The following is a 25,023-nucleotide window of genomic DNA, read 5'->3' on the forward strand; positions in this document are numbered from 1 at the left end:
TGACGGGTGGTTGAGCGAACATCAACGACTCCCCGTGGTTTTTGTGTCATGGCCCGGGTGACGCGACAGATCGCAGGTATCGAGAAAAGCGAGCGTCGTGAAACGCGGGGCTGGCGGGATGAGATGGGAGGGGTGAGGGACATGGCAGCAACGCAGGAGACGGCCGGCGGGAAAGACGCGCCGCGCTACATTCGGATGCAGGCGGAGGACAACGTCGCCATCGTGGTGAATGACGGAGGCTTGCCCGCGGGCAGTCGGTTCGCAGACGGGCTCACGCTGGTCGACGCCGTGCCGCAGGGCCACAAGGTCGCGCTGATCGATCTGGCCGCAGGGGCCGCGGTGGTTCGCTACGGTGTGGTGATCGGTTACGCGGCGCGCGATCTGAGCGCAGGCAGTTGGGTCAACGAGCGCAACCTTGCGATGCCCGAAGCGCCGTCGCTCGACCGTCTGCCGATCAGTACACGCGTGCCTGCCGAATTACCGCCGCTCGACGGCTTCACGTTCAAGGGCTATCGCAATGCCGACGGCTCGGTCGGCACGCGCAACATTCTGGCCATCACGACCACGGTGCAATGCGTGGCGGGCGTGGTGGAGTTCGCCGTCAAGCGCATCAAAGAGACGTTGCTGCCGCAGTATCCGAACGTCGACGACGTCGTCGCGCTGGAGCATACGTATGGCTGCGGCGTGGCCATCGACGCACCGGATGCCGTCGTCCCGATCCGCACGCTGCGCAACATCTCCACCAATCCCAACTTCGGGGGCGAAGTGATGGTCGTGAGTCTCGGCTGCGAGAAGTTGCAGCCGGAGCGTTTGCTCCCGGCAGGCAGCATTCCCATCGAGAGCACCGATGCCGACGGGAAACCCGACACCGTCTGCCTTCAGGACGATGCCCACGTCGGCTTTCTGTCGATGATCGATTCGATCCTGACGATGGCGCGCACGCATCTTGAGCGGCTTAACGCGCGTCAGCGCGAGACGGTCCCGGCGTCGGAGCTGATCGTCGGTGTGCAGTGCGGCGGTAGCGACGCGTTCTCCGGCGTGACGGCCAACCCGGCCGTGGGCTTTGCGACCGACCTGCTCGTGCGCGCGGGCGCGACGGTCATGTTCTCCGAAGTCACCGAAGTGCGCGACGGCATCGACCAGTTGACTTCACGCGCAGCCACGCCGGAAGTGGCCGAAGCGATGATTCGCGAGATGGCGTGGTACGACGCGTATCTGGAGCGCGGGCGCGTCGACCGCAGCGCCAACACCACGCCGGGCAACAAGCGCGGCGGGTTGTCCAATATCGTCGAGAAGGCGATGGGGTCGATCGTGAAGTCGGGCAGCGGGCCGATTCACGGCGTGATTTCCCCGGGCGCGAAACTCGACCGCGAACACCAGCGCGGGCTGATCTATGCCGCGACGCCTGCGAGCGATTTCATCTGCGGCACGCTGCAACTGGCGGCGGGCATCAACGTGCACGTGTTCACGACCGGGCGGGGCACGCCCTACGGACTCGCCGAGGTGCCCGTCATCAAGGTGGCGACGCGCTCGGATCTGGCGCGCCGCTGGCACGATCTGATGGATGTGGATGCCGGACGCATCGCCACCGGTGAGGCCACCATCGAAGACGTGGGATGGCAGTTGTTTCACCTGATGCTGGCCGTCGCCAGCGGTGAAAAAACATGGGCCGAGCGATGGGGACTGCATAACGCGCTCACGCTGTTCAACCCCGCGCCGGTGACCTGAAACCGGCGCGTCGGTGTGTTGGTGCGCGAGCGTGCGAGTGTGCGGATCAGAGTTCGGCTTGCGTTTGCGCGAGTCCGAATTCGAGCATGGCCGGCACGAAGCAGTGATTGAGCGTGTCGCGCCGCGACAGCTTCGTGAGCACATAGCGGCGAAACGGCGTAAGCGTGCCCCAGTCGCCGACGTCCGGCGCAAGCAGGTCGGCCATCTCGCACTGCTTGAGCAATCCCGGCGGCAGGGCGTTCATGTCCTGCCAGGCCGTGGGGGCGGCGTCGACACTGCGCTCGACGGCCTGCCCGAGATGATCGCGCGCGATCTCGTCCAGGCGCGCAGCAAAATCTTCGTCACCTGGCACGCACGACGCGAGCGTCTCGCGCGCTTCTTGCGGCAGGCGCTGCCAGTCCGCCAGCGACAGATGCTGGCCGTTACGATCCAGATTGAAGCGAATCGCCATCGTGATGTATTTGAGGTTTTCGCAGGCTTCAATTTCGAAAACAAACATCGGCAGACGCTGGTAAAGGTGCATGGCTGTCACTCCTCGTGTGGCGACGTATCGCATGCGGCCGATTGTACTCGCGCCCCGAGGGCGATTGCGGACGGAGTGCATGCCAGACGATGCGGCATGACGACGCATCGATACGCAGCATATGGCGGATGTGGCACCGCTTTCGGCGTCCCCACTCGCGGGCGTTGTCTTTCCAAAAGCGCCGATTGTTCTTGGGAAAACTCTCAAAAGCACTCGGGCGAGCGCTGAAAAATTACATCGCTTTGTGAGACGTCTCGTAGCACGGAAAGGCTGTCAGTGAGCGGCCGCGCGGCGATTTCGGACAGTTCACATCACTTGCCATGTGAAGCGTCCTAGAGATTCGGTTCTTTCCCAAGGCCGTCCGGATTTCCTAAGGTAGGCGTTCTGCCGATCCATTCCCGATTCACCGCTGATAGGAGCCGACATGCCGTCCCGTACGTCTAATGCGTCGCCCATGCCTTTCCCATTTCTTCCCGTAGTGCTGGAGTCGCCAAAGGCATCAACGTCGCACAGCTCAGCGGCGTTGCCCGAGGTGTCAGAGCCCGCGAGCCGTGCCAGTGCGGTACGCACCAAACCGCGAACGAGCCGTCGCTCCGCGTTGATCGAGGCCGCACAGCCGCCGGGCATGGGCGACGATGGCGGTTGTCCGCTGCGGGTGGAGGTGGTGCGCAGCATCGCGCCCGAATGTCTGACGTTGCTCGGGGCCATCGTCCGATGAGCGCCGTAGCGACGCACGCTGTGTCATACGCGCCGCGCGATGCGGGCGGGGAGACTCCGGCGTCGGCGGGCGGCGCGGTGTGGGTGATCGCCTCGCCGCACGCGCAATGGACGTGTGCGCCGGACGCCGTGACCGTGTCGTCCTATGAAGTGTCGTGCACGCTGCACGAGGCCCCCGTGGACACGGCGTTGTGGCTCGAACGCATGAAGCATGGCGTGTTGCTGGCGCAAGTGCCGGTGCCCGGGACGTGGTTGGCGACGCTCGTCGACGAAGCGCTGGTGCATGTGTTGCCGGCAACGCCGCACGGCAGTCGGGACATCGTGCCCGCCTTCGAGCAGATCTGCGACGCGTGGGTGCGGGGCATCTTCGCGGCACCGTTCTGGGCGCGCTTCCTCGCAGGCGAGTCGAGCGACATTCAGGTGCTGGCGTTTCTCGCGCAGCTCTACCATCGCGCGGCGGGGGCCGACGTCCACAATCGTATTGCGGTGGAGCGCTGCACCGACACAGCACTGCGGCCGCTGCTGCTGCGTCAGTACCGGGAGCAGCGCGGTCAGTCGACGATGTTGGCCGCAGGGCTGTTGCGATGCGGCCCGGCGGCGCGCACGTTTCTGGACAGCGGTGCCTTCGACGCGACGCACGCGCTGATCGACTTCATCATTGGCGCGGCGGGCGATATGCCCGCTTACGTCGGATGTTGTGCGCTGTGCCAGGCCCCCGCGACGGCGCGCGCCGCCAGCGAGATCGAAGCACAGTTCGAGGCGCTCGCGCAGCGCTATCCGTCGGCGGCGGACGGCTTCGCGGCGGTCTGCGCACACGCCCGCCATGACGCGAGCGTGTGCGGTGGCACGGCGCTGCTCGCGCAATGGGTGGAAGATGCGGGCGAGCCCGACGTGACGTCGCGTTTGCGGATGTTGCGTGGCGCGTACGGGGTGGCGGCGGCGTACCGGGTGATGTTCGACGCCTTGCATCGGCTCGACGAGGAACTCTGACGAGCGAAGGGTTGTGCAGTCCTGAGGTCAGCGAGCAACGCATGCCCCCGATTGGGGCATGTCACTCGTATAATGGCGTCCCAACGGCGGGGGCGGTTGCGGCTCCATGCCGTCCGCCCCCCTGACCATGACAACCCAACTCGCCTACCTCGCCGCGCTCGGTGCCGCCCTTTGCTGGGCTTGCAGCGGCATGATCGCCATCACGCCTGTCCGTCAGGCCGGTTCGTTCCCCTTCAACTACGCCCGCATGTTGCTGGTCTTCGCGATGCTGCTGTTTGCACTCGCGGTGTTGCGCGGCTGGCCGTCGCTCACGGTGGAGCAGTGGTTGCGGCTCACAGCGTCGGGGCTGATCGGCATTCTCGTGGGCGACACGATTCTCTACACGTCGCTCGGCCGTCTCGGGCCACGACGCAACTCCATCGTCTTCGCCACCAACGCGCCGATGACGGCCGTACTTGGTTACTTCTGGCTGGGCGAAGCGCTGGGTTGGCGAGCGGTCGCGGGCGTTGCACTGGTGACGGCAGGGGTGGCGCTCGCCATCGCCTTCGGCGGCCGTCGCGAGGACGCACACCACTGGGAATCGGTGCGTGGCGATGTGCGTGTGGGCGTTGCCATCGGACTGACGGCGGCGCTGTGTCACTCGATCGGGACGCTTATCGCCAAGCCCGTGATGGCGGCGGGCGTGGACCCGGTAGGGGCGTCGGCGGTACGCGTTGGCGTGTCGGCGCTTGGACTCACGATCCTTGCCGCGCGACGCGGGCGAGGCATCTTCTCGGACTTCACGCCGAGCACGCTGGCGCTCACGGCGGCCTCCGGATTCGTCGGCGTGGCCGTCGGTATGACGCTGCTGCTGTATGGCATGGGGCATGGCAACACGGGCGTCATCGCGACGCTCTCGGCGACCACGCCGGTGATGGTGTTGCCGCTGCTGTGGATTCGCACCCGGCAGCGTCCGGCAGCGGGTGCCTGGTGGGGCGCGCTGATCGCCAGCGCCGGGGTGGCGCTGATCTTTAACCGCTGACGTTGCTGGAGAGCGCCCGAAGCGCCTGAAACGGCTTAGCGCGTGACAGGCGTTTGCAGGGCGTCGGCGCTCTGGTGCGACGTTTCGGTGCCAAGCGTCGGCACCTGAATGTCGGGTGCGGGCGCGGGGCGCGGCACGCTCGGCGTGAGCAGGCGTCGCAACCAGGCGGCAATGCGCTCGAAGACGCCAGGATCGTCGTTGAACAATTCGGGACGCAGCACGCCCAGATATTCCAGAATCTGATCCGCTTCCTGAGCGCCGACCGAGCCGTAAATGACGGCGAGATCGAGCAGCGCGCGCAGCTCACCCAGCTTTTCGCGGGCTTGCAGCGAGCGGGCGGTTTCGACGGCGCGCTTGGCTTCGAACACGCGTTCGCGCAGCACCGACGCAGTGCGCCATGCGGGCGTCTGCAACGTGGCCTCGAGCGTTCGCAGGTCCTGTGCCGACGTCACGATCTGACCGGCGAGCGATTCCACGATGCGCTCCTCGCCCTTCGCTTCCCTCACAATGCCTTCGGCCCAGCGGCTCGCCTGACGCGCCATGTCTTCGCGCGACCATTCCGGGCGCGAGACGAAATAGAACCCGTGCTGACGCGCCTGATTCAGGATGATCGAGACGACGTCCGGGAACTGCTTGTCGAACGTGCGTTTGGCCCACGCGTAGTGGCCGCCCGCGAGTAGTTGGGCGACGGCGGCTTCGGTGAGCGGCACGGTGCTGTCGAGCAGGCGGGCGCGCAGAAAGTCGTCGAAGGGCGGCGGCGTGAAGTGACGGTCGACGGCCGCGGAGATGCGCACGAAGGCGTCGAAATCCTTTTGCAGGTCGGCGAGCGCGCTGTCGGAGAGCGTAAGGGCGATGCGACTCATCGTGACCGGCTCCCGGTCGCGGCGATGGCGAGTCCGTCCCACGCGCGCGAAGTCGCGTCGGCCGGTCGAATGTCGGTGCGAGTGCCCGTGTGAGTGAGGCGGGCCACAGGCGGAGCCGCCGGAGCCCGTGCCACGTGCATCCCCATTGCGCGTGAAGTCATGTGCAGCGATACGTATCAACGGTGCGCTGCGGTCATGGCCGTGCGCTGTGAGATGGGCTGTCCCGCTGGACGTTTGTTACGTCCATGGCGGGCAGCATGAGTCTGCATGCATCAACGGCACAACGGCGTAAAAACTTTAGCCTCCGGGGCGCATTTTCTTTCAACGCCTTGTGAAGGCGGCCACCGGAGCACTCGCCGTTGGCGGGACGCAGCAGGTAGACGGCGAAGCGCGAGCGGGCGTCGAGCCAGACACGCTCGATATCCCAGCCGGCGGAGTTCGCCAGTGCGCGGAACTCCGTCTGTCCATATTTGTAGGAGTTCTCAGTATGGATGGACTCGCCTGCCGCGAAATCGAAGCGATGGCCGAGGACGGTGGCGGAGAATGCGCGCTGTGCGACGAGATGCATTTCGATGCGGCTGGCCTTTGCGTTGAAGCGGGCTTCGTGACGGAAGGCCTCCAGCGGCAGATCGCCGTCGAGTTCGCGGTTGATGCGCACGAGTACGTTCAGATCGAACTGCGCCGTCACCCCGCGCGCGTCGTCGTACGCGGGCAGCAGCACGGCGGGGTCCTTGCACGCGTCTACGCCGACGACCATGCGCCGGTGCGGTCCGAGCATCTTGCCGACGTGCGCGAGGAAGGCGGCCGCCTGTCCGGGGGCGAAGTTGCCGATCGTGGAGCCGGGGAAGAAACCAAGGCGCGGGCCTTGCGTGTTCTGCAACTGCGGCGGGAGGTGGAACGGACGGGTGAAGTCGGCGCGCACCGGCAGCATCGGAATGCCGGGGCAGCGACGCGCGAGCGTGGCGACGGCGTCGTCCAGAAAATCGTCGGCAATGTCGACGGGGACATACGCGCGTGGGGTCACGAGGGCGTCGAGCAGTAAGGGCGTCTTACGGCTCGATCCGCTGCCGAATTCCACGACGACGGCGTTCGGTCCGACAACGTCGGCAATGGCCGCCGAGCACTCGCCGAGCAGGGCAGTTTCGGTGCGCGTCTGGTAGTACTCGTCGAGGCCCGTGATCTCTTCGAAGAGTTCGCTGCCGCGCTGGTCGTATAGCCAGACGCTGGGCAACGTCTTCGGTGTGTGGCCGAGACCGGCGAGCACGTCGGTGGCAAAGGCGTTTTCCGGCAGTGACGGGCAAACGAACGCCGTGGCTTGTTGGGATTGCGTAGCTTGCAACATCAGCGGTCCTCCGCGAGCCTCAGGCCGCAGAACTGCCAGCGCTGATGCGGGTAGAAGAAGTTACGGTACGTGGCGCGTGCGTGTCCCGGCGGCGTGGCGAGCGATCCGCCGCGCAACACGAACTGTCCGCACATGAACTTGCCGTTGTACTCGCCGACGGCCCCCGATGCCGTCCGGAATCCCGGGTACGCGACGTATGGACTGGCTGTCCATTGCCATACCGGGCCAAAGCGTTGCTCCATCGTGGGTTGCATGCCTGACGAAGTGCTGCTTGTGCCGCTCGCCGCCACTTCCCATTCTTGTTCTGTCGGCAGACGCTTGCCCGCCCAGCGCGCGAAGGCGTCCGCTTCGAAATAGCTCACGTGTTGCACAGGTGCGTCGTCGTCGACGGGCTGCATGCCGGCGAGCGTCATCGACTGCCATTCGCCGTCGTGCAACTCCCAGTAAAGCGGATGACCCCAGCCTTCGCGCTGCACTGTCGCCCATCCATCGGAGAGCCAGAGGCCTGCCATTCGGTAGCCGCTGTCTTCGATGAAGTCGCGCCATTCGCCGTTCGTCACCACGCGCGACGCTATCGCGAAGGGGCGCACCAGCACGTCGTGCGCGGGCGTCTCGCAATCGAAGGCGAAGTGGCCGCCCGAGCGGCTGTCGTCACCGGGATGCCCGACGCGGTGTTGTCCGCCGTCGTGCTCGATCCATTGCAGCGGTGCGCTCGCGTGAAGCGCTGCGGACGGCGGGCGATGCGCAGGACGCAACGGATTCTGCGCAAAGAGATGCAGCAGATCGGTGTGCATCAGTTCCTGATGCTGCTCTTCGTGATGCAGACCGAGCGTGATGAGCGCGACGGTGTCGGGCGCGAGATCGGGCTGCTGCAAGAGTGCGTGCATGGCGGCGTCGACGTGGCGGCGATAGGCCAGCACTTCGTCGAGCGTGGGGCGCGAGAGCAGCCCGCGCTGCGGCCGCGGATGACGCGGTCCGGCGGCTTCGTAATACGAGTTGAAGAGGTAGGCGAAGCGGGGATCGTAGGGGCGGTAACGGGGTTCGAGGACCTTCGCTTCACTCAGCAGAAACGTCTCGAAAAACCAGGTGGTATGCGCCAGATGCCACTTGATCGGGCTCGCATCGGGCATCGACTGCACGGTGGCGTCTGCATCCGACAGACCTTGCGCGAAGGCGACGGACGCGGCACGCACCGCGTCGAAGCGCGCATGCAGGGACGTGACGGGCGATGTGACCGGTGACACGAGCGGCGAGGCCGTCGCCGCATTGGCGGACGGCCCATCGCGAGCGGTCCGCGAGGGGGAGACGTTGGGGGAGGTGCCTGAGGGCGCCTCGGCTTGCGACGTACAACAGGGGACGGTCATAGGAAAACCCGGGGACACACCGTGTTGTGAAACGTGCTGCCTATTGTAGACCCGTTGCCGGGGCGTCATGTACCCCCAGTTTGGGGCCGTTATGTGACGGTTCGTAACGACGGTTGACGCTGGCGGCCGTCTTCCCTCGCCGCCCTGTCCTGCAAGCCTGAGCGGCGTAGCAGACGACGCCTACATCAACCAGCCGGTGAGGCCGAGCAGGCTGCCGGCGGCGATGAGCCACAGCGGATTCCAGCGGGTGCGCAGCGTAATGACGACCGCGACGAGCGTCACAAGTCCGCGCGCCACGTTGATGTCGACCTCTCGGGCGAGCAGCGCGCTGCTGGCGGCGAGCAGACCGACGGTGATCGGTGCGAGACCGGCGCGCACGGCGCGGACCCACGGCGAGTGCTCGTGACGGTCGACCCATCCGCCCACCAGATACGCGAGGAGCGAACTCGGGGCGCACTTGGCGAGTGTGGCCGTGAACGCGCCGGGCAGTCCGGCGGCTTGCAGACCGATCAGGGTGACGGCCATGCCGTTGGGGCCGGGCGCGGCCTGCGCGAGCGAGAAGAAAGTGACGAACTGGGCGTCGGTAATCCAGTGCCGGGTGTCGACGGCGTAGCGATGGATGTCGGCAAGCGTGACGTTGGTGCCACCGACGGCGAGCAGCGACCAGAGCGAGCCATGCAGGAACAGATCGATGAGCGTGGTCATGATGGTCAGGGCGTAGCGTCGCCTTCTCGACGTTGCCTGTCGAGCCGCTCAAGCCGATAGGCACTCAGGATCGCGCAGGGGCCGAGCACGCCGAGGACCAGTAACAGCGGCAGTCCGAAAACGAAACTGCCGAGGAACGTCGCGGCGGCGAATGCGAGTGTCGTCCAGTGACGCTTCAAGCCCGTCAGTAGCCGAACCGACGTCGCAATCACGAGCCCCGTTGCGGCAGGCATCAGGCCGGAGAGCAGAAGCTGGACGAGGGGCGTCTGTCCCCACTTGGCGTAGGCGAAGCCGATCAGGATGATGACGATGGTCGGGCAGAAGTACAGACCTGCGACGGCGGCGGCCGCCCCTCGGGGGCCGCGAAAGCGACGGCCCAGGACGGTCGCGATATTGGCGACGTTGGGGCCGGGCAGGAGTTGCGCGAGCGGGAGCAATTCAGCGAATTCCCGGTCGGTGAGCCAGCGTCGCTGGTCGACGACCATCCGGCGTGCCCACGGCAGGACGCCGCCGAAGCCTGTTGCGCCGACGGTGCCGAACGCGAGCGCGAGGTCCCAGCAGGTGGGGATTTGGGTGGGGTTGGGGGTGGTGGAGCTGGGGGCAGACGACGCGTCATGCGAGGCGTCGGATGACGGGGATGCGTGGGATGTCACGATTGTCCGTTGCCGGAGGGGTGGGGGTGACCTTGAAGCGGGCCGTGGAGTTCGTGTTCGAGGCGCACGACTTCCTGAGCGACGAGTGCGATGGCGTTACGGATTTCCATGAGCGCGGTGTAGAGGGCTTGCGCGTTCTGGGGGGAATGCATGGCGACGTCGCGGGCGGCGGTTTCGATGGCGTCGAGCGACAGGGCGATGCGGTCGAGATTCTCCAGCATGGGGCGATCTCCGTTGACGCGCACAGTGCGTGCATACCCCCATGATACCCAACTGACGTATCTCGGTGGGGGATGTTAGAATGCGTGCCCTTGCCGGGGTGATGAAATTGGTAAACATAGCGGACTTAAAATCCGCCGCCTTCGGGCTTGCCGGTTCAAGTCCGGTCCCCGGTACCACTAAGGCTTCGAGCCCACTCAAATTGACGACGCAAACTCTGTGAGTTTGCGTGACGTCGTCGCTCTCGCAGGTGCATTGAAGCACCCGCGAAATCTATTCCCTTCAGACCTGCTGCTGACCACCATCGACGAACAATTCGGCACCGTTCACGAAGCTGGCGTCGTCCGATGCGAGGAACAGGGCGGCGCTGGCGATTTCCGTCGACTCGCCGAGACGCCCCAGCGGGATTTGCGCGGCAAGGTAGTCGGCCAGCCCCTGACGTTGCGCAGCGTCGTCGCCTGCGAGATCGAGCAGGCCAGGAGTGCGGGTCGCGCCCGGGCTGATCGTGTTCACGCGGATGCGGCGCGACTTCAGGTCAAGAATCCAGCTACGGGCAAACGCGCGCACCGCTGCCTTCGAGGCCGAGTACACACTGAACGCTGCGGTACCCGAGCTGCCAGCCGTCGAACCCGTCAGGATCACCGACGCACCGTCTGCCAGCAGCGGCAGCGCCTTCTGCACCGTGAACAGCACGGCCTTCACATTGCGGTCGAACGTCTCGTCGTAGTGCGCCTCGGTGATGTCACCCAGCGCGAGCATCGAGCCGCCGCCAGCGTTGGCAAATAGCACATCGAGACGACCGTGGGCTTCGCCAATTTGCTTGTACAGCGAGTCGAGTTCGTCCAGCTTCGTCGAGTCGACGCGAAGGCCCGTAGCCTTGCCGCCGACTTCACGGATCGATGCGACGGCTGCATCGAGTTCGGCCTGACGGCGACCGGTCAGATAAACGTGCGCGCCTTCGGCGGCAAAGCGTTGTGCCGTAGCCAGACCGATGCCGCTGGTTGCGCCGGTAACGAGTGCGATCTTGTTGTCGAGTTTGCGTGCCATGGTGTTGCTCCTTCGTTCGATTCAGTGTGTTGGTTGGGCCGGTGTCCGGCATTCGCAGCGCGTTGTCGGTTGCGATGTGATGAGAATATCGACGCGCCGGTGTTTTCGAAATAGAATCAATTGCAAATTAACGTTGTAAATTTGAAATGATGAGGGATCGTGTCGAAGCTGCCTGATTTCGAAGGACTCGCGATGTTCGCCAAGGTCGCCGAGGAAGGGTCTTTCGCGGCGGCGGCGCGCGAGATGGGGGTGTCGGTCGCCACCGTGTCGCGCGGCGTCGCGCGTCTGGAAGACCGCTTGGGCGCAAGGTTGCTCAATCGCACGTCACGCCAACTGGCGCTGACCGAGTTCGGCAGGACGTTGTGCGAGAAAGCTGGCGAGATCTACCGGCAGGCCGAGGCGGCGGAGGGCGCTGCCCGTGAGATGTCGGTGCAGCCTCGCGGGCTGGTGCGACTGGCTGTGCCGATGTCGTTCGGGTTGCGCTGGGTCGCGCCGCTATTGCCGGAATTCTTCCGGCGCTATCCGGACGTCCAGGTCGACCTGCATCTGGCCGATTCGACCGTCGATCTGGTGGCGGATGGATTCGATGCGGCGCTGCGCATTGCCGCGCTGCCGGATTCGTCGCTCGTCGCGCGGCGCTTGTGCGCGGTGACGCAATTCGTCGTCGCATCGCCGACGTATCTGAAGCGCGAGGGTCGACCGGCGCATCCGCGAGAGTTGGTGGATCGGCCTTGTATGTCGTACGCCTATCGCGCGCGCAGCGACGTCTGGCGCTTTACCAACGATGCGGGGGATGAAGAACTGGTGACGCCAGCCGGCCCGCTTCGCGTGACCAATTCCGATGCGCTGCTGCCGATGCTGCTCGAAGGACTCGCCATCTCCGAGTTGCCGGAATTCATCGCCGCCGAATATCTGAGCGACGGGCGGCTCGAAGCGATTCTCACCGGCTGGTCGTTGACGAAAGGCGGCTTGTACTTCGTGACGCCATCAGCGCGCGCAAGGCCAGCGAAGGTCAGCGCCTTGTCGGACTACTTTGCCGAGCATTTGAGTGAACCGACGTGGCGCTGGCCACGCGAATGATTACGTTCCGGCAGGCGCGCTCAGAATTCTCGCGATCTGCATCAGTACATGACCGGCGTGATCTTGAAGGGTCGTTGATCAGGCGCTGCGAACGACGCTCATAATCGTGGCCACGAAATTCTGTCTCAGATCGATGGAGGGCGCAGAAGTGACAGACCAAGAGATGCAGATTCCCTCAGGGATCACAAACGAAGCCCTTTGGCGCAAGAACTGCCGAAAGATTCGCGCCAGAGCGCTGGACTTTCTTGAGGGGCGTCTCGGCGTTATCGAAACTGCACGGGCGATGCGTCCGTTGGCGCATTGGACAAAGGTGGAAAACGAACCCGAGTTTCTCCTGTTTAATGCCGTCGCGTTGGCAACTGACGATCTTCCCGTCGGAGATGTCCGAGCATACTGGGCACCTGACGCGCTCAAACGCGAAGACCGTCGCATTGATGCTGCTGAAGATTTTTGGCGCGAGAAGATTGCCTCTGCGACATCGAGACTCGTCGAAAGGTACCAATGGACGGCGCATCGGCCTCTCGTCCCACCCGAAACCGAAAATTGCTGACGGGGTCGTCGATGTCTTGTGACCAATGTGAGGATCTATGTTGTCGCTATGCAATCGGGTCCGCTCGCGAACTACGCACAGTCGTGAGAATCGTTGCGGCAAACATTGAAGATAGGACACTCGTAGAGGCGGCCCCTGAAGCCCCGTGCGCTTTTGTCACTTTTGACGATCTAGCGAAGGGCGCTGTGTGGGACGACTACGTCGAATACCACTTTCTTTGTACGCATTGCAGCGAAGCCTTCTGGTTGCATGCCGAGACGTACCATGGAAGCGGGGGATATTGGGAACCGAAAGACCGGACGTCGATTCGGGAACATATCGCCAACTAGTCGTGAACGGCTACGAACGCAAACTGACATACACACCAGACCGCTCAAACACAGGCTATGGACTTTACCTTTCGATCCCAATGGAAAGAGGAACTGGTTTGCACGTGCCCGCTTGGCGAGTTCATTCTGGAAATGCCGATGGGGGTTCCCTCGGTTTACATACCGACTCAGACCGCGTGGCAAGATCGAGCACCGGCGTGGGCACGCCCATATTGGCAAATAGTCCACGACCAATTGACGAATTGGTGCGTTGATCACGGCTTCCCACTTCACGTGGACAACTCTGCAAATGTCTTCGCGAAGTAATGGCCACTTTGCGAATCCGAATGCAACTACCTCGCCTCAGGATTAAAATCCTCACATCTCGACGCGAGGTCTGCCATGTCGCATTCACCGAACGACGCTCACGATCATGGGCATCACCACGGGCACGCTCACTCACACAGCCACGCCGGGCACAGTCATGCCGGTCATAGCCACACCAGTGGCGTCACCGATCAGAAGCGGATTGGGATCGCGTTCGTCATCATTGCGATCTTCATGGTCGTTGAGGTCGTCGGCGGGTTGTTGTCAGGCTCGCTCGCGCTGCTGGCCGACGCCGGGCATATGGTCAGCGACGCCGCAGCGCTCGCCTTCAGCTGGATCGCTATTCACTACGGCAAGCGTCCCGCGACGTTGCAACTGACCTACGGGTACAAGCGTCTCGAAGTTCTCGCCGCATTCGTGAACGGTTGCGCGCTTTTCGTCATCGCGGCATGGATCGTGATCGAAGCGATCCGACGGTTCGCCGCGCCGGTGCCGGTCGTCGGCATGACCATGCTCATCGTTGCGTTCGCCGGACTGCTCGCCAACATTGCCGCCTTCATGGTCCTGCACGGCGGCAATCGCGAAAACCTCAACATGCGCGGCGCGTGGCTGCACGTGATGGGCGATATGCTGGGGTCCGCGGCGGCCATCGTCGCGGCGGGTGTGATTCTCCTCACGGGATGGACGCCCATCGATCCGCTGCTGTCGATCTTCGTCGCCGTGATCATTCTGAAAAGTGCATGGGGCATCGTGAAGTCCTCCGCGCATATCCTGCTCGAAGGCACACCCGACTCGCTCAACCCGACGGAGATCAAAGCCGATCTGGAGACGACCGTGGTGGAAGTGCAGGGCGTGCATCACATTCACGCGTGGTCGATCACCGGCGAGCGCCATATGATCACGCTGCACGCGGTGCCGGCCGCCGGGGTGAGCGCGCGTGACGCCATGGCCGCCGTTCAGCAGCGTCTGGCGACACGCTTCAACGTCGAGCACGCCACGATTCAGATCGAAGACGCGGAATGTGCCGACGGCCACAGCGGTGCGGATTGTGACGGGGCATCAGCCTCGTCATCCTCATCAGCCTCATCAGCGTTATCGCCCGTCAAGTCCTCCCACGAGGATCACGGCCACTCGCACTGACAGGCACAACGCCGGACTGCGGCCCGAGCGCGCTTTACGCCGCGCGCGGGCCTGCGTTGCAGCCAGCCATTTCCGTGACGCCTCTTACCACTTGTACGTCACGCCGACTTTCACGATCGGGTAAAACTTGAGCTTGTCGGCTTTGTCCTGAAGCTGCTGACGCTGATCGTCGACGGTGGCCTGTCCGACGATGGCCGTGATGAGCGGCGGGACGTCGAGTTCGACGGTCGGCTTGCCGTAGGCGACACCGGCGTCGAACGACATCGACCAGCCCGGCGTGGCCATGGGGCTATGACCGAAACCGATGCCGACATACGGTCGAACGGTCGGCAACTTGATGCGCCCGTTCACCGACTGACCGGCGGTCGGGTATGCGACACCCCGATAGACGTACGTGCTTTGTACGGCATGGCCGACGAGATCGACATGGTCGTCTCCGACCAGCATCCCTGCCGTCAGACGAAACGGAATCGTCGCCGGTGCGGGGAAGAAGTCGGCGTAGACGCCCCCGTGGACGAAGCGTGCTTTGCCGTCGTAGCGAACCTGCCCCGCCGTGAAGCTATGCGACAGCGCCAGACCGTTCACGTCGGCGCGCACCCCAAGGTGATTCGTCACACCGACACCGGCGCCGATGCCGAGACCTTCAGTCCCTACTGCGCCATACACCTCGATGGCTTGCGCGTGCGAGGCGCATGCGAGCATCGCCACGGCAAAAGCCATTGCCTTGCAATTCATGTTGCTTAACTTTCAAAGTTGGTGAGAGAGACGCCGAGGAGGGAGGTGCTTACCGGCGACCGTCGTCCGACGGTGCCATACGCTGACATGCCCGCGATGATCGATTGACAGACTTCACTACATTCCCCGACGTGGTCTTGCGCCCCTGTTTCAGGTGGCGTTCTGATTTTGTGGCGCGATCCTAGCACGCCCCCTGTGACAGTCTGGTTGGCTTTGAACATACGTTGTCGGGGTGCAACATGAGCCGTGTGATTTTCGCAAGACGTCGTAAATGCGAGGCTTCTCGGGGCCTGTCACTGCGTTTCGCGCATCGTAGAATTGCGCATCGGTCGCTTGCGAGCACCGTCCAACTCAGTGGGGAATTCCCGCCAAATGAGAAACAAAACCGACAAAAGTGCCGACAAAGTCGCCAACAAGGCCGATCTCGACCGGTTCGATCTGAACATTCTCGATCACCTTCAGAGGAACAACCGGCTGTCGCACGCGGCTATCGCGGAGCAGGTGGGGCTTTCGACCGCCTCGGTGCAGCGGCGCATCAGCCGGCTGGAGGAACGGGGCGTGATACGGGACAACGTCGCCGTGCTCAATCCGGCGATGATCGGCAATCCGGTGACGGCCGTGATCGAATCGCGGCTGGTGGAGGATCGAAGCGTGGTGATGGATCGGGCGAAGCGTTATTTCCGGAACGTCGATGAAATTCAACAGTGCTACTTCGTCAACGGCGGCGTCTCGTTCATCATCATCATGATTGCCCGCGACATTCCGCATTTCGAGCAGCTTGTTCGTCAGCACTTCGCCGACAATCCCGACATCCTCACCTACCGGACGCTGATCGTGCTCGATCAGGTGAAGACCGGCCTGAAGCTTCCGCTCTTCGATCTGATCTGACGGCAGTGGGAGAAGGTCACGCGTCGGCTCGTGGCCTGGAAAACAGCGCACATCCCGCGCATGCCGCGACGACGCATGCGATCCCGCCACACTGCGTCGGCGTCAGCGTCTCGCTCAGGACAAGCCACCCGGCAACGGCGCTGACGGCGGGCGACCCGCTCAGCAGCACGCCGAACACGCGCGCGGGCAAACGGCGCATCGCATAGATATCGAGCAGAAACGGCAGCATGCTCGACAGCACGGCCACGCTCAAGCCGACCAGCAGCACGTGTGTGGACATCAGCGCCGTGCCCGCCTGTGCGACCCCCAGCGGCACCGCAATGACCGCAGCGATCGTCATGCCGACAGCCACCGATTGCCCGCCACCGGCCGACGCTCTGCGCCCAATGAGCACGTAGATCCCCCAGAACAAGGCGGCCGCCAGCGAAAACGCGACACCACGAATATCGATTTCGCCTTTGACGTCACCAATCGCGAGCCCGACCATACCGAGCGCGGCCAGTGCAATCCAGATGAGGTCGGACGCGCGTCGAGACGTCAGTAAGGCCGCGATCAATGGTCCCATGACTTCGATGGAGATGGCGACGCTAACGGGGATGTACGCGAACGCGCGATAGATGAGCAGATTCATCAGCGCCAGCGTGATGCCGTAGGTCAGCATCGTTCGCCACGAAATGCCTGCGTCGCGGAAATTCAATCGCCAGGGCTTAAGCGCGACGAGGAGGACGAGAGACGACAGGCCGAGGCGCAGCGCGGCAACGCCTTCACTGCCGACGAGGGGGAACAGCGTCTTGGCGAACGCAGCGCCCGTCTGGACGGAGACCATGCCCGCGAAGGCAGCGGCGAAGGGCACATTCCGGTGGTTGAACATCGACGTCTGGCGCAAATAAAAAGGAGAGGAAATTCTAATTTCCTCTCCTGATTTATCGCCTCGCAAGTGCTGCGTATCCGAGTGATTTAACCGAATTTCAGCGTCGGACGATGCAAAAACTCATGCGTGTCGTGCAGTCATCGGCGATGCAACGCAAAGGCGCTTACTGAAGAAACTCGGTAATCGCCGCCATCGTCGCTTCCGGTTGCTCTTCCATCAGCCAATGCCCGGCATTCGGGATGACCGCGCCTTTGACGTTGGTCGCCGCCGCGCTCGCGACCGTCGCCATCATCGTGGCAAACGACTTCTCGCCACCAATGGCGAGCACCGGCATGGGGAGCGGTCCTTTGGCGAGGAACGCCTTATTGTCGATGGCGTCCTGATCGAAGGCGTGGAATTGCTCGAAGCCGGAATGCATCGCGCCGGGCAGGGCGTAGAAGCGCGTGTAATGCCGACGCGACGCTTCATCGAAATGCTTCGGATCTGCCGAAAACTCGTTCCAGAAGCGGTCGAGGTAGATGCGTTCGCGTCCTTTCACGAGACGCTCCATATCCGGGCCGCCAAAGCGGAAGTGCCAAAGCAACGGATTCTTCAGGATCTCTTCCCACGGACCGACACCGGGAATCGGCGCGTCCATCAGCACCAGTTTCGTCACCCGGTCGGGCTGCTCGGCGGCAAAGGCATACGCCACCATATTGCCGATGTCGTGTGCGACGACATCCACCTTGCCGATCTTGAGCGTATCCAGAACGCCTGCGATATCTCGGGCTTCGTTCTTCTTGTCGTAGCCGTTCGCCGGGTGATCGGATAAGCCCATGCCGCGAAGATCGGGCACGACGACGGTGTGGGTCTTCGCCAGCCGCGCAGCTAGTGGTGCCCACATGTCGCCCGTCTCACCGTACCCATGCAGCAACACGACCGCCGGCCCGTGGCCGCCGACGCGCACGTAGATCTTCGCGCCGTTGGTGGCGATCGTCTGCTGTTTGAAATCCGGAGGAAACGAGAATTTGTCGGCGAATGCCGGTAGGGCATGGAAGGACGCAAGCAACAACAGAAACGACAGCAACTTTCGCATTTCTGACTCCCGTGGATGGATCGGATCGATCTGCTGCAGGTTCGGGTAGTGCCAGTGGTGCTGATGATGCGGATGGCGCGGATGTTCTCATACTTTATTTGGATTGTGCGAAGTCCGCGCCGACAGTGGGTTGCCGCAGGGTTTCTTTTCCAATGCATGGAATAAGTCGCGGTTCACGGGCGTTATGTGAGTGAGACGGCGCTCGCAACCGCGCTCTCGACCCCCCCAAACGAACTGGAAATGATCATGTCCCAAACGCTCCTGTCACGCCGTCAGATGCTCGCCAGCGGTTCGCTCGGCGGTGCCGCACTCGTCATGTCGAATCTCGGTTTCGCTGCGACGACTGCGCAGAAGGCTGCCAAGCCGCAAGGCAAGGCGATTGATGAGGCGGCGCTGCTCGCCTATCTGGGCGCGTCGCCGCAATCGCTGCCGAATCTGCCCTACGCGCAGGACGCACTGGAGCCCGTGATCTCGGCGCGCACCGTCGGCATTCACTACGGCAAGCATCATCAGGCGTACTTCACGAACCTGCATAAGCTGCTCGCCGACACGCCACTCGCCACCGCAACGCTCGAACAGCTCATCCTGAAGTCGCACGGCCGTGAGGATATGGAGGACGTTTTCAACAACGCCGCGCAAGCGTGGAATCACAACTTCTACTGGAAGTCGCTCAGCCCCGTGCAAACGTCGCCGGACGAGCGTCTCGCACGCGCCATCGTCGGCAAGTTCGGCTCAACGGAGGCGCTGTCGAAGCAACTGCTGTCGGTCAGTGCGTCGCAGTTCGGTAGCGGCTGGGGATGGCTCGTCGTCGACAAGGGCGAGCTGGCGGTTGTGAAGACGGGCAACGCCGAGACGCCGTTCACGCGTAGCGGACAACTGCCGCTGCTGACGGTCGACGTCTGGGAGCACGCGTACTACCTCGACTACCAGAATCGCCGTCCCGACTATCTGGCGGAGACGATTGCGAAGAAGCTGAACTGGACTTTCGCTTCGGCCAACTACGCGCGGATTTGAGATCGGTTTTCAATCGCTAGCGATTTATCCGTCGCAAATAGAGAGAGCCCTGACGTGTCAGGGCTTTCTTTATTTGCGTTGGCCGTCGCGCGGTCATTGCCAGAAAGGCGATGCGGCGGAGACGAGGCCTGCGAGGTACAGCGCGCCTTCGGCGAACAAGGGCAGCAGCGGCATGGTGTTTCTCCTTTGAGTCTTCGTTGGTGGTGGGTGCGACGGCTGAGGCGATGGCGCTCGACGGGCGACTTAGTGGAAGAACGGGCCCATGGTCGAGAGCAGACCGGAAACGTAGCTGTAACCTTCGATGAGCAGCGGGATGATCGGCATGGTGTTTCTCCTTGGGGTCGACTCGTTGCGGTGTTGCGTGAGCCGTTGAATGAAGTATCCGAGTTACGGCCTTGCGGCGAAACTGAGATAAATACAAGTGCGCTTCATGGGCTTCGTCCGACGTACCGATCAAGGCGAGAATCGTCCGGCTGGTAAAATGCGCCTCCGCTGCAAATTCGCTGCATCTCCGCTTCAACGTCATTCATGAAGTCTCAATCGCTTCGGGAACAGTGGCTCCCGAACCTCCCTGGTAACGTGCTTGCCGGGCTCACCACCGCGTTTGCGCTGGTGCCTGAGTGCATCGCTTTCGCGCTGGTTGCACAAGTCAATCCGCTGATGGGCCTTTACGGTGCGTTCATCATCTGCGCCCTCACTGCCATCTTTGGTGGACGTCCCGGCATGATCTCCGGCGCGGCCGGTTCGATGGCCGTGGTGATCGTCGCACTCGTTGTCGAACACGGCGTGCAGTATCTGCTCGCGACCGTGGTACTCGGCGGGTTGCTGATGATGCTGTTCGGCCTGCTGCGGCTCGGCAAGCTGATTCGCATGGTGCCGCACCCCGTGATGATCGGCTTTGTGAACGGACTCGCGATCATCATCGCCATGGCGCAGCTCGAACACTTCAAGCAGGCGACGCCACAAGGCACCGTCTGGTTGCACGGCGCGCCGCTTGCGATCATGTGTGCGCTGGTTGCGCTCACGATGTTGATTGTCTACGTGCTGCCGCGCCTCACGAAGGCGGTGCCGCCCGCGCTCGTGGCCATCGTCGGTGTGGGTGTGCTCAGCCAACTGCTGAACCTGCCGACACGCACGCTTGGCGACATGGCCCACATCGCAGGCGCGTTTCCGACGCTGCATCTGCCGCAAGTGCCGTTCACGCTGGAGACGCTTCGCATCGTCTTCCCGTACGCACTGCTGATGGCCATCGTGGGCTTGCTGGAGACGCTGCTGACGTTCAACCTTACCGACGACATCACGCAAACGCGCGGACGCCCCAATCGCGAATGTCTCGCGCTCGGTGTGTCGAACGTCGTCTCGGGGATGTTCGGGGGGATGGGCGGCTGCGCCATGATCGGGCAGACGATGATCAACCTCAGCTCCGGCGGACGCACCCGTGTCTCGGGGGCAACGGCGGGCATCATGATCTTGCTGTTCGTGTTGTTCCTGTCGCCGCTGATCGAGCGGATTCCGCTCGCGGCGCTGGTCGGGGTGATGTTCGTCGTCGCGCAACAGACCTTCGCGTGGGGATCGCTGCGCGTGCTGGGCAAGGTGCCGCGCAACGATGCGCTGGTGATCGTCGCGGTGACGGTCATTACCGTCTTCACCGATCTGGCGGTGGCGGTGATGTGCGGCATCGTGATCGCCGCGCTGAACTTCGCCTGGCAGCATGCGCGCGAGATTCGCGCCGAAGTGGTGGAGGGAGTGGGCGGTGTTGAAGGTGCCGATGCACGCACGTACGTCCTGCATGGCACGTTGTTCTTCGCGTCGACGGCGAACTTTCAGGATCTGTTCCGGCCGCTGTCGGACGTGCATGACGTCATGGTCGATTGCCGCCATCTGCACGTGGCCGATCACTCGGCCATCGTGGCGTTCGAGACGTTGCGCGAGCGCTATAGGAAGGCTGGCAGGAACCTGCGGTTCGTCAATCTATCGTCACGCAATCAGCACATGCTTGAGCGGGCAGGCGTGAGTCTCGCCGAGGTCTGACGCGACGCTCAGCGTGTGCGTCATTTGAACGTGTGGAGATATGCGATCAGGTCGGCGACTTTGCGTTCGTTACCGATCCCCCAGAAGCGCATCTTGGTGCCCGGCACGGTCTTCCCGGGATTAGCGATGAAGGCGGCGAGGGTCTTGTCGTCCCACACGAGGCCGGATTGCTTCATCTCCTTCGAGTAGTCGAAGTCGTTGAGACTGCCCGCACGACGCGTCGCCAGCCCATTGAGCTGCGGGCCGAAGCCCGAGGCTGCAATCGGGCCGACTGAATGACACGACGCGCAACGCGAAGCGAACAACGCCTTGCCCGCTTCGATATCTCCCGCTGCCATGGCGGGCACCGTGACGGCGGCCAGGGTCAGTGCGATGAGACCGCCGCGCAGGCGTGCGGTGAACGAGAACGAGAGGGCGGGGCGGCAGGCGTGCGCAGTCATTGGGTCGATTGAGGCGTAAGTAAGACGAAAGCGGTGACGAAAGCAAGCCGCTAACTTACCCCTTTCCGCGAGCCGCGGCCAGTGAATCAAAAGGGGGCCGGTGCGACATCGTGTCGCGAGGTCGCAGCATCAGTTGTCGACCCGTCGCGGATTTCAGAGCGCCAGATGTAAAAAGGCCGTCCCCGCAATGTCAGGGACGGCCTTTCATTTACGCTATCGGCCTTGCTGTCTAAGCGTGCCCACAAGCGCGCTTAGACGTCTTCTTTATAGCCTTCTTTATGCGCCGCCCTTGGTCACGCTGTCCGGCAGGTCGCGGCCATGGTACTTCTTGTAGATCTCGTTGAGCTTGCCGTTCTTCAGGTTCGTCTTGACCCAGTTGTTGACCCAATCCTTCAGCGCGGGCTGGTTCTTGTTCAGCGCGATGCCCAGATCGAATTCCTTCTGCGCGAACTTCAGTTCGAGGTTCTTCGCCGGCGCGCGCTTCTGCATTTCGCCGAGGTTCGACGGCGTGCTCGAGAAGATGTCGACCTGACCCGTCACCATCGACGTGATCAGCGTGGCGTCGTCTTCGTAACGCACGATCTGCGCGCCCTTGGCGTTCGCCGTGGTCAGCGTGTCGTTGACGGTCGCGCGCGTGAGTCCAATGCGCTTGCCGTCGAGATCGGCATAGCTCTTGATGTTCATGCTCTTCGGCCCACCCACGATGATCGAGATCACAGCGTAGGGAATCGAGAAGTCGACGACTTGCGCACGCTCCGGCGTGATCGACAGGTCGGCCACCACGAGGTCGGCGCGGTTCGCTTGCAGCGTCGGCACGCGCGCGGCGTTCGTCACGGACACGATATCGAGCTTCACGCCCAGGTCTTTCGCGAGCAGCTCAGCCGTCTCGACGTCCGAGCCGACCGGCTTCAGGTTGGCGTCGGCGAACGAGTACAACGGCGTTCCCATGGCGATAGCCACGCGGATCTTGCCCGCCTTCTTGATGTCGTCGAGCTGATCGGCAAGCGCTGCGTGGGCCATCGCGCCAAGCGCAACGGCGGCGCAGACCTGGGTGAAGAACGTCTTGAGTTTCATGCAATGGTCTCCTTCGGGTGATTGTTGTCTTGCAATGTGGACGGACAGGGCGCGGGCCGGACGGTTACAGACCGTTGGCGAGGAACGCGCGCAGTTCGGGGGTCTTCGGGTTGTCGAGCATCTCGCCCGGGCCGACTTCCCAGACCTTGCCCTGATGCATGTAGATGATCTGGTCGGCCACGCGCTTGGCGAACGCCATTTCGTGCGTGACGAGCAACATCGTCATGCCGTCAGCCGCGAGGTCTTCCATCACGCGCAGCACTTCGCCCGTGAGTTGCGGATCGAGTGCGGACGTCACTTCGTCGAACAGCATGACCTTCGGCGACATGGCGAGCGAGCGCGCAATCGCCACGCGTTGCTGCTGCCCGCCCGAGAGTTGCTCGGGATAGCTGTCGGCCTTGTCCGAGAGACCGACCTGCGCGAGCACGCGCTTGGCGACTTCCTCGGCTTCGCTGCGCGCCATGCGTTTCACGTGACGCAGCGCCAGCATGATGTTTTCGCGCACGCTCAGGTGCGGAAACAGGTTGTAGCTCTGGAAGACGATGCCGACTTCGCGACGCAGCTGATGCAGATCGATGGACGGATCTTCCACACGAATGCCGCACACTTCGATGGAGCCTTCGTCGATGGTTTCCAGACGGTCGATACAACGCAAGGCCGTACTTTTGCCCGAGCCGCTGGCGCCGATGATGGCGACCATCTGACCGCGCTCCACTTCGAACGACACGCCCTTGAGCACCGGGTTGTCGCCGAAGCGCTTGTGAATTTCATTGACCTTAACGATTGCCGACATTGAGCCTGTCCTCCAGTGATGCGCTCCAGCGGGAGAGTGGGTAGCACAGCACGAAATAAAACACCCCCACCAGCGAGAACACGAGGAAGGGCTGGAAAATCGAGTTGTTGATGATCTGTCCGGCGCGGGTCAGCTCGACGAAGCCGATGACCGAAGCGAGCGAGGTCATCTTGATGATCTGCACCAGAAAGCCGATGGTCGGCGGCAGCGACAGACGCACCGCTTGCGGAATGATCACGAGACGCAGCGTCTGCCAGCGGGTGAACGACAGGCATTCCGCTGCTTCCCATTGCGCACGCGGCATGGCTTCGACGCAACCGCGCCAGATGTCGCCCAGATAAGCGCTCGTGTAGACCATCAGCGCGAGGGCAGCGGCCACGATCGAGGGCAGCTCAAAGCCGTACACCGACAAACCGAAGTAGACGATGAAGAGCAGAATCAGCAGCGGAATGCCCTGAATCGCTTCGATGAACACTTGCGTGGGTAGGCGCAGCCAGCGGCGCGGCGAGATGCGTCCGAGCATCACCAGAAAGCCACCGGCCATGCCGAGCACGAACGCGAGGGCAGAGAGCACCAGCGTCCAGCCGATGGACTGCACCATGTACCCGAGATAGGTGAGTGAGAAATTGCCGATCATGAAGCGCTCCGTTGCGCGGTGTTGCCAGCGGTATTGCCGGAGGCGTTCTGAGCTGTTGCACCCGTTGCACTTACTGCGCGCGAGGCGGCGCGACGACGTGCAGCTTGCGCGGTTTGCGCAGCGGCGCGTCGCACCGTGCGGCGGCGCTTGAAGAAGTATTCGCCGGCGGCCCACGCCACGAGCTTCACGAGCAGCGACAGCGCCAGATAGAGCGCGGCCACGACGATGTAAGTCTCAAGCGAGCGGAACGTGTCCGACTGCACCGTGTTGGCCACGGCGGTGAGTTCTTCGGCGGAGATCTGCGACGCGATGGCCGACGCCTGCATCATCAGAATGAACTGGGTCGTGAGCGACGGGTACACCTTCTCGATGGACGGCTGAAGCATCACGTGCCACGCAATGCGCCACTTCGAAAGTCCCAGACACTCGGCCGCTTCGATCTGACCGCGCGGCACCGATTCGAGACCGGCGCGAATGATCTCGGCCGCATAAGCGCCGATATTGATCACCATCGCGAGCACCGATGCCGTGAATGTCGGCAAGTGCACACCCATGCTGGCGAGACCGAAGTACAGCAGGAAGATCTGAACGAGGAACGGCGTATTGCGGACCGACTCGATGTAGATGCCGCACACACGCGAGAGCAGACGGTTGCGACTGCGTTTGGCGAAAGCGACCAGCGTGCCCAGCACGGTGCCGATGACGACCGAGAAGACGGTCATCTTCAGCGTGAGCCACGCGCCTTCAAGGAAAACCGGCCAGTAAGGAACCAGCGGGGCGAAATTCAACGAAAAATGCATGGCAAACGCCTGTCTCCGGTGACGTTCGGGGCCGACGCGCCAGGCAGCCATCGTTGCGGTTATGACATCCGCAGCAGCTGTGGTGGGT

26 protein-coding genes and 1 tRNA gene are annotated in these 25,023 nt (G+C 63.1%); 11 read left to right on the top strand and 16 right to left on the bottom strand.

All coding sequences use genetic code 11. From position 1 onward, the window contains the following. Nucleotides 1-141: 141 nt before the first annotated feature. Nucleotides 142-1,728 (top strand): galactarate dehydratase, encoded by a 1,587-nt coding sequence (gene garD / locus PAQ31011_RS12695; protein WP_150576159.1) that lies wholly within the window; start codon nt 142-144, stop codon nt 1,726-1,728. Nucleotides 1,729-1,774: 46 nt separating this feature from the next. Here garD and PAQ31011_RS12700 read toward each other — a convergent pair whose 3' ends face one another. After that, nucleotides 1,775-2,251, bottom strand: a complete 477-nt coding sequence (locus PAQ31011_RS12700; RefSeq protein ID WP_150576160.1) for a nitrate reductase associated protein — start codon at nt 2,249-2,251, stop codon at nt 1,775-1,777. 454 nt (nt 2,252-2,705) lie between these two features. Here PAQ31011_RS12700 and PAQ31011_RS12705 point away from each other — a divergent pair, with 454 nt between their 5' ends. The 3 genes from PAQ31011_RS12705 to PAQ31011_RS12715 all read left to right on the top strand — a co-directional run bounded on the left by PAQ31011_RS12705 (nt 2,706) and on the right by PAQ31011_RS12715 (nt 4,979). Next, nucleotides 2,706-2,969: a hypothetical protein gene (locus PAQ31011_RS12705; RefSeq protein ID WP_150576161.1), complete on the top strand. Its 264-nt coding sequence runs from the start codon at nt 2,706-2,708 to the stop codon at nt 2,967-2,969. Beyond that, a complete protein-coding gene (locus tag PAQ31011_RS12710) occupies nt 2,966-3,958 on the top strand; it encodes a hypothetical protein (protein WP_150576162.1) in 993 nt (330 codons plus the stop codon). Before PAQ31011_RS12705 ends, PAQ31011_RS12710 begins: the two co-directional genes overlap by 4 nt. 106 nt (nt 3,959-4,064) lie before the next feature. Then, nucleotides 4,065-4,979 carry a DMT family transporter gene (locus PAQ31011_RS12715; RefSeq protein WP_246179532.1) on the top strand — a complete coding sequence of 305 codons (915 nt, stop codon included), beginning with the start codon at nt 4,065-4,067 and terminating at the stop codon, nt 4,977-4,979. A 35-nt stretch (nt 4,980-5,014) separates the two neighbouring features. Here the strand turns inward: PAQ31011_RS12715 and PAQ31011_RS12720 are convergent, their stop codons facing one another. From PAQ31011_RS12720 to PAQ31011_RS12745, 6 genes are all read right to left on the bottom strand, one after another. Next, nucleotides 5,015-5,842 carry a DUF4088 family protein gene (locus tag PAQ31011_RS12720; protein ID WP_150576163.1) on the bottom strand — a complete coding sequence of 276 codons (828 nt, stop codon included), beginning with the start codon at nt 5,840-5,842 and terminating at the stop codon, nt 5,015-5,017. Between the two features lie 193 nt (nt 5,843-6,035). Next, complete coding sequence (egtD, locus tag PAQ31011_RS12725; RefSeq protein WP_246179533.1) at nt 6,036-7,184, bottom strand: L-histidine N(alpha)-methyltransferase; 1,149 nt, start codon at nt 7,182-7,184, stop codon at nt 6,036-6,038. After that, nucleotides 7,184-8,548, bottom strand: coding sequence for an ergothioneine biosynthesis protein EgtB (gene egtB / locus PAQ31011_RS12730; RefSeq protein WP_150576164.1), 1,365 nt, complete (start codon nt 8,546-8,548; stop codon nt 7,184-7,186). Before egtB ends, egtD begins: the two co-directional genes overlap by 1 nt. A 180-nt stretch (nt 8,549-8,728) precedes the next feature. Continuing rightward, a complete protein-coding gene (locus PAQ31011_RS12735) occupies nt 8,729-9,253 on the bottom strand; it encodes a chromate transporter (protein WP_246179534.1) in 525 nt (174 codons plus the stop codon). A 5-nt stretch (nt 9,254-9,258) separates the two neighbouring features. Next, nucleotides 9,259-9,906 carry a chromate transporter gene (locus PAQ31011_RS12740; protein ID WP_246179535.1) on the bottom strand — a complete coding sequence of 216 codons (648 nt, stop codon included), beginning with the start codon at nt 9,904-9,906 and terminating at the stop codon, nt 9,259-9,261. After that, nucleotides 9,903-10,127 (bottom strand): hypothetical protein, encoded by a 225-nt coding sequence (locus PAQ31011_RS12745; RefSeq protein ID WP_150576166.1) that lies wholly within the window; start codon nt 10,125-10,127, stop codon nt 9,903-9,905. Before PAQ31011_RS12745 ends, PAQ31011_RS12740 begins: the two co-directional genes overlap by 4 nt. Nucleotides 10,128-10,219: 92 nt before the next feature. Between PAQ31011_RS12745 and PAQ31011_RS12750 the strand changes: the two genes are divergently transcribed. Next, a tRNA-Leu gene (locus PAQ31011_RS12750) sits at nt 10,220-10,304 on the top strand. 103 nt (nt 10,305-10,407) lie between these two features. Here the strand turns inward: PAQ31011_RS12750 and PAQ31011_RS12755 are convergent. Then, a complete protein-coding gene (locus PAQ31011_RS12755) occupies nt 10,408-11,172 on the bottom strand; it encodes an SDR family NAD(P)-dependent oxidoreductase (protein WP_150576167.1) in 765 nt (254 codons plus the stop codon). A 159-nt stretch (nt 11,173-11,331) separates the two neighbouring features. Here PAQ31011_RS12755 and PAQ31011_RS12760 point away from each other — a divergent pair, with 159 nt between their 5' ends. From PAQ31011_RS12760 to PAQ31011_RS12775, 3 genes are all read left to right on the top strand, one after another. Then, the gene (locus PAQ31011_RS12760) at nt 11,332-12,252 is read left to right on the top strand and encodes a LysR family transcriptional regulator (RefSeq protein ID WP_150576168.1); all 921 of its coding nucleotides are present in this window, start codon (nt 11,332-11,334) and stop codon (nt 12,250-12,252) included. Between the two features lie 148 nt (nt 12,253-12,400). Then, the gene (locus tag PAQ31011_RS12765) at nt 12,401-12,802 is read left to right on the top strand and encodes a hypothetical protein (RefSeq protein WP_246179536.1); all 402 of its coding nucleotides are present in this window, start codon (nt 12,401-12,403) and stop codon (nt 12,800-12,802) included. Nucleotides 12,803-13,512: 710 nt separating this feature from the next. After that, entirely contained in the window at nt 13,513-14,577 is a 1,065-nt protein-coding gene (locus tag PAQ31011_RS12775) for a cation diffusion facilitator family transporter (RefSeq protein WP_150576170.1), read from the top strand. Between the two features lie 84 nt (nt 14,578-14,661). Here the strand turns inward: PAQ31011_RS12775 and PAQ31011_RS12780 are convergent, their stop codons facing one another. Next, nucleotides 14,662-15,297, bottom strand: coding sequence for a hypothetical protein (locus PAQ31011_RS12780; protein WP_246179537.1), 636 nt, complete (start codon nt 15,295-15,297; stop codon nt 14,662-14,664). Nucleotides 15,298-15,645: 348 nt separating this feature from the next. Here PAQ31011_RS12780 and PAQ31011_RS12785 point away from each other — a divergent pair, with 348 nt between their 5' ends. Next, the gene (locus tag PAQ31011_RS12785; RefSeq protein ID WP_217424863.1) at nt 15,646-16,200 is read left to right on the top strand and encodes an Lrp/AsnC family transcriptional regulator; all 555 of its coding nucleotides are present in this window, start codon (nt 15,646-15,648) and stop codon (nt 16,198-16,200) included. Between the two features lie 16 nt (nt 16,201-16,216). Here PAQ31011_RS12785 and PAQ31011_RS12790 read toward each other — a convergent pair whose 3' ends face one another. Both PAQ31011_RS12790 and PAQ31011_RS12795 read right to left on the bottom strand, forming a co-directional pair. Then, nucleotides 16,217-17,071 (bottom strand): EamA family transporter, encoded by an 855-nt coding sequence (locus PAQ31011_RS12790; RefSeq protein WP_150576172.1) that lies wholly within the window; start codon nt 17,069-17,071, stop codon nt 16,217-16,219. Between the two features lie 163 nt (nt 17,072-17,234). Next, the gene (locus PAQ31011_RS12795) at nt 17,235-18,146 is read right to left on the bottom strand and encodes an alpha/beta fold hydrolase (RefSeq protein WP_150576173.1); all 912 of its coding nucleotides are present in this window, start codon (nt 18,144-18,146) and stop codon (nt 17,235-17,237) included. 426 nt (nt 18,147-18,572) lie between these two features. On the opposite strand from PAQ31011_RS12795, the gene PAQ31011_RS12800 reads away from it, so the two are divergent. Further along, complete coding sequence (locus PAQ31011_RS12800) at nt 18,573-19,160, top strand: superoxide dismutase (RefSeq protein WP_425495105.1); 588 nt, start codon at nt 18,573-18,575, stop codon at nt 19,158-19,160. A 528-nt stretch (nt 19,161-19,688) separates the two neighbouring features. After that, nucleotides 19,689-21,191: a SulP family inorganic anion transporter gene (locus PAQ31011_RS12805; protein WP_150576175.1), complete on the top strand. Its 1,503-nt coding sequence runs from the start codon at nt 19,689-19,691 to the stop codon at nt 21,189-21,191. 20 nt (nt 21,192-21,211) lie between these two features. Here the strand turns inward: PAQ31011_RS12805 and PAQ31011_RS12810 are convergent, their stop codons facing one another. The 5 genes from PAQ31011_RS12810 to PAQ31011_RS12830 all read right to left on the bottom strand — a co-directional run bounded on the left by PAQ31011_RS12810 (nt 21,212) and on the right by PAQ31011_RS12830 (nt 24,935). Continuing rightward, nucleotides 21,212-21,631 carry a c-type cytochrome gene (locus tag PAQ31011_RS12810; RefSeq protein ID WP_343031672.1) on the bottom strand — a complete coding sequence of 140 codons (420 nt, stop codon included), beginning with the start codon at nt 21,629-21,631 and terminating at the stop codon, nt 21,212-21,214. A 276-nt stretch (nt 21,632-21,907) separates the two neighbouring features. Continuing rightward, a complete protein-coding gene (locus PAQ31011_RS12815; RefSeq protein WP_150576176.1) occupies nt 21,908-22,705 on the bottom strand; it encodes a transporter substrate-binding domain-containing protein in 798 nt (265 codons plus the stop codon). Between the two features lie 64 nt (nt 22,706-22,769). Continuing rightward, a complete protein-coding gene (locus PAQ31011_RS12820) occupies nt 22,770-23,498 on the bottom strand; it encodes an amino acid ABC transporter ATP-binding protein (RefSeq protein ID WP_039401080.1) in 729 nt (242 codons plus the stop codon). Then, complete coding sequence (locus PAQ31011_RS12825; RefSeq protein WP_046293029.1) at nt 23,482-24,135, bottom strand: amino acid ABC transporter permease; 654 nt, start codon at nt 24,133-24,135, stop codon at nt 23,482-23,484. Before PAQ31011_RS12825 ends, PAQ31011_RS12820 begins: the two co-directional genes overlap by 17 nt. Then, nucleotides 24,132-24,935: an amino acid ABC transporter permease gene (locus tag PAQ31011_RS12830; protein WP_150576177.1), complete on the bottom strand. Its 804-nt coding sequence runs from the start codon at nt 24,933-24,935 to the stop codon at nt 24,132-24,134. Before PAQ31011_RS12830 ends, PAQ31011_RS12825 begins: the two co-directional genes overlap by 4 nt. Nucleotides 24,936-25,023 lie beyond the last annotated feature (88 nt).

Origin of the sequence: Pandoraea aquatica (genome assembly GCF_902459565.1) — a bacterium.
Lineage (GTDB): Bacteria > Pseudomonadota > Gammaproteobacteria > Burkholderiales > Burkholderiaceae > Pandoraea > Pandoraea aquatica.

Bases quoted from the DNA above. Each gene is read 5' to 3' on its own strand.
- garD (WP_150576159.1), top strand. From the start codon at position 142: ATGGCAGCAACGCAGGAGACGGCCGGCGGGAAAGACGCGCCGCGCTAC.
- PAQ31011_RS12700 (WP_150576160.1), bottom strand. From the start codon at position 2,251: ATGCACCTTTACCAGCGTCTGCCGATGTTTGTTTTCGAAATTGAAGCC.
- PAQ31011_RS12705 (WP_150576161.1), top strand. From the start codon at position 2,706: ATGCCTTTCCCATTTCTTCCCGTAGTGCTGGAGTCGCCAAAGGCATCA.
- PAQ31011_RS12710 (WP_150576162.1), top strand. From the start codon at position 2,966: ATGAGCGCCGTAGCGACGCACGCTGTGTCATACGCGCCGCGCGATGCG.
- PAQ31011_RS12715 (WP_246179532.1), top strand. From the start codon at position 4,065: ATGCCGTCCGCCCCCCTGACCATGACAACCCAACTCGCCTACCTCGCC.
- PAQ31011_RS12720 (WP_150576163.1), bottom strand. From the start codon at position 5,842: ATGAGTCGCATCGCCCTTACGCTCTCCGACAGCGCGCTCGCCGACCTG.
- egtD (WP_246179533.1), bottom strand. From the start codon at position 7,184: ATGTTGCAAGCTACGCAATCCCAACAAGCCACGGCGTTCGTTTGCCCG.
- egtB (WP_150576164.1), bottom strand. From the start codon at position 8,548: ATGACCGTCCCCTGTTGTACGTCGCAAGCCGAGGCGCCCTCAGGCACC.
- PAQ31011_RS12735 (WP_246179534.1), bottom strand. From the start codon at position 9,253: ATGACCACGCTCATCGATCTGTTCCTGCATGGCTCGCTCTGGTCGCTG.
- PAQ31011_RS12745 (WP_150576166.1), bottom strand. From the start codon at position 10,127: ATGCTGGAGAATCTCGACCGCATCGCCCTGTCGCTCGACGCCATCGAA.
- PAQ31011_RS12755 (WP_150576167.1), bottom strand. From the start codon at position 11,172: ATGGCACGCAAACTCGACAACAAGATCGCACTCGTTACCGGCGCAACC.
- PAQ31011_RS12775 (WP_150576170.1), top strand. From the start codon at position 13,513: ATGTCGCATTCACCGAACGACGCTCACGATCATGGGCATCACCACGGG.
- PAQ31011_RS12780 (WP_246179537.1), bottom strand. From the start codon at position 15,297: ATGGCTTTTGCCGTGGCGATGCTCGCATGCGCCTCGCACGCGCAAGCC.
- PAQ31011_RS12790 (WP_150576172.1), bottom strand. From the start codon at position 17,071: ATGTTCAACCACCGGAATGTGCCCTTCGCCGCTGCCTTCGCGGGCATG.
- PAQ31011_RS12795 (WP_150576173.1), bottom strand. From the start codon at position 18,146: ATGCGAAAGTTGCTGTCGTTTCTGTTGTTGCTTGCGTCCTTCCATGCC.
- PAQ31011_RS12805 (WP_150576175.1), top strand. From the start codon at position 19,689: ATGAAGTCTCAATCGCTTCGGGAACAGTGGCTCCCGAACCTCCCTGGT.
- PAQ31011_RS12810 (WP_343031672.1), bottom strand. From the start codon at position 21,631: ATGACTGCGCACGCCTGCCGCCCCGCCCTCTCGTTCTCGTTCACCGCA.
- PAQ31011_RS12815 (WP_150576176.1), bottom strand. From the start codon at position 22,705: ATGAAACTCAAGACGTTCTTCACCCAGGTCTGCGCCGCCGTTGCGCTT.
- PAQ31011_RS12820 (WP_039401080.1), bottom strand. From the start codon at position 23,498: ATGTCGGCAATCGTTAAGGTCAATGAAATTCACAAGCGCTTCGGCGAC.
- PAQ31011_RS12825 (WP_046293029.1), bottom strand. From the start codon at position 24,135: ATGATCGGCAATTTCTCACTCACCTATCTCGGGTACATGGTGCAGTCC.
- PAQ31011_RS12830 (WP_150576177.1), bottom strand. From the start codon at position 24,935: ATGCATTTTTCGTTGAATTTCGCCCCGCTGGTTCCTTACTGGCCGGTT.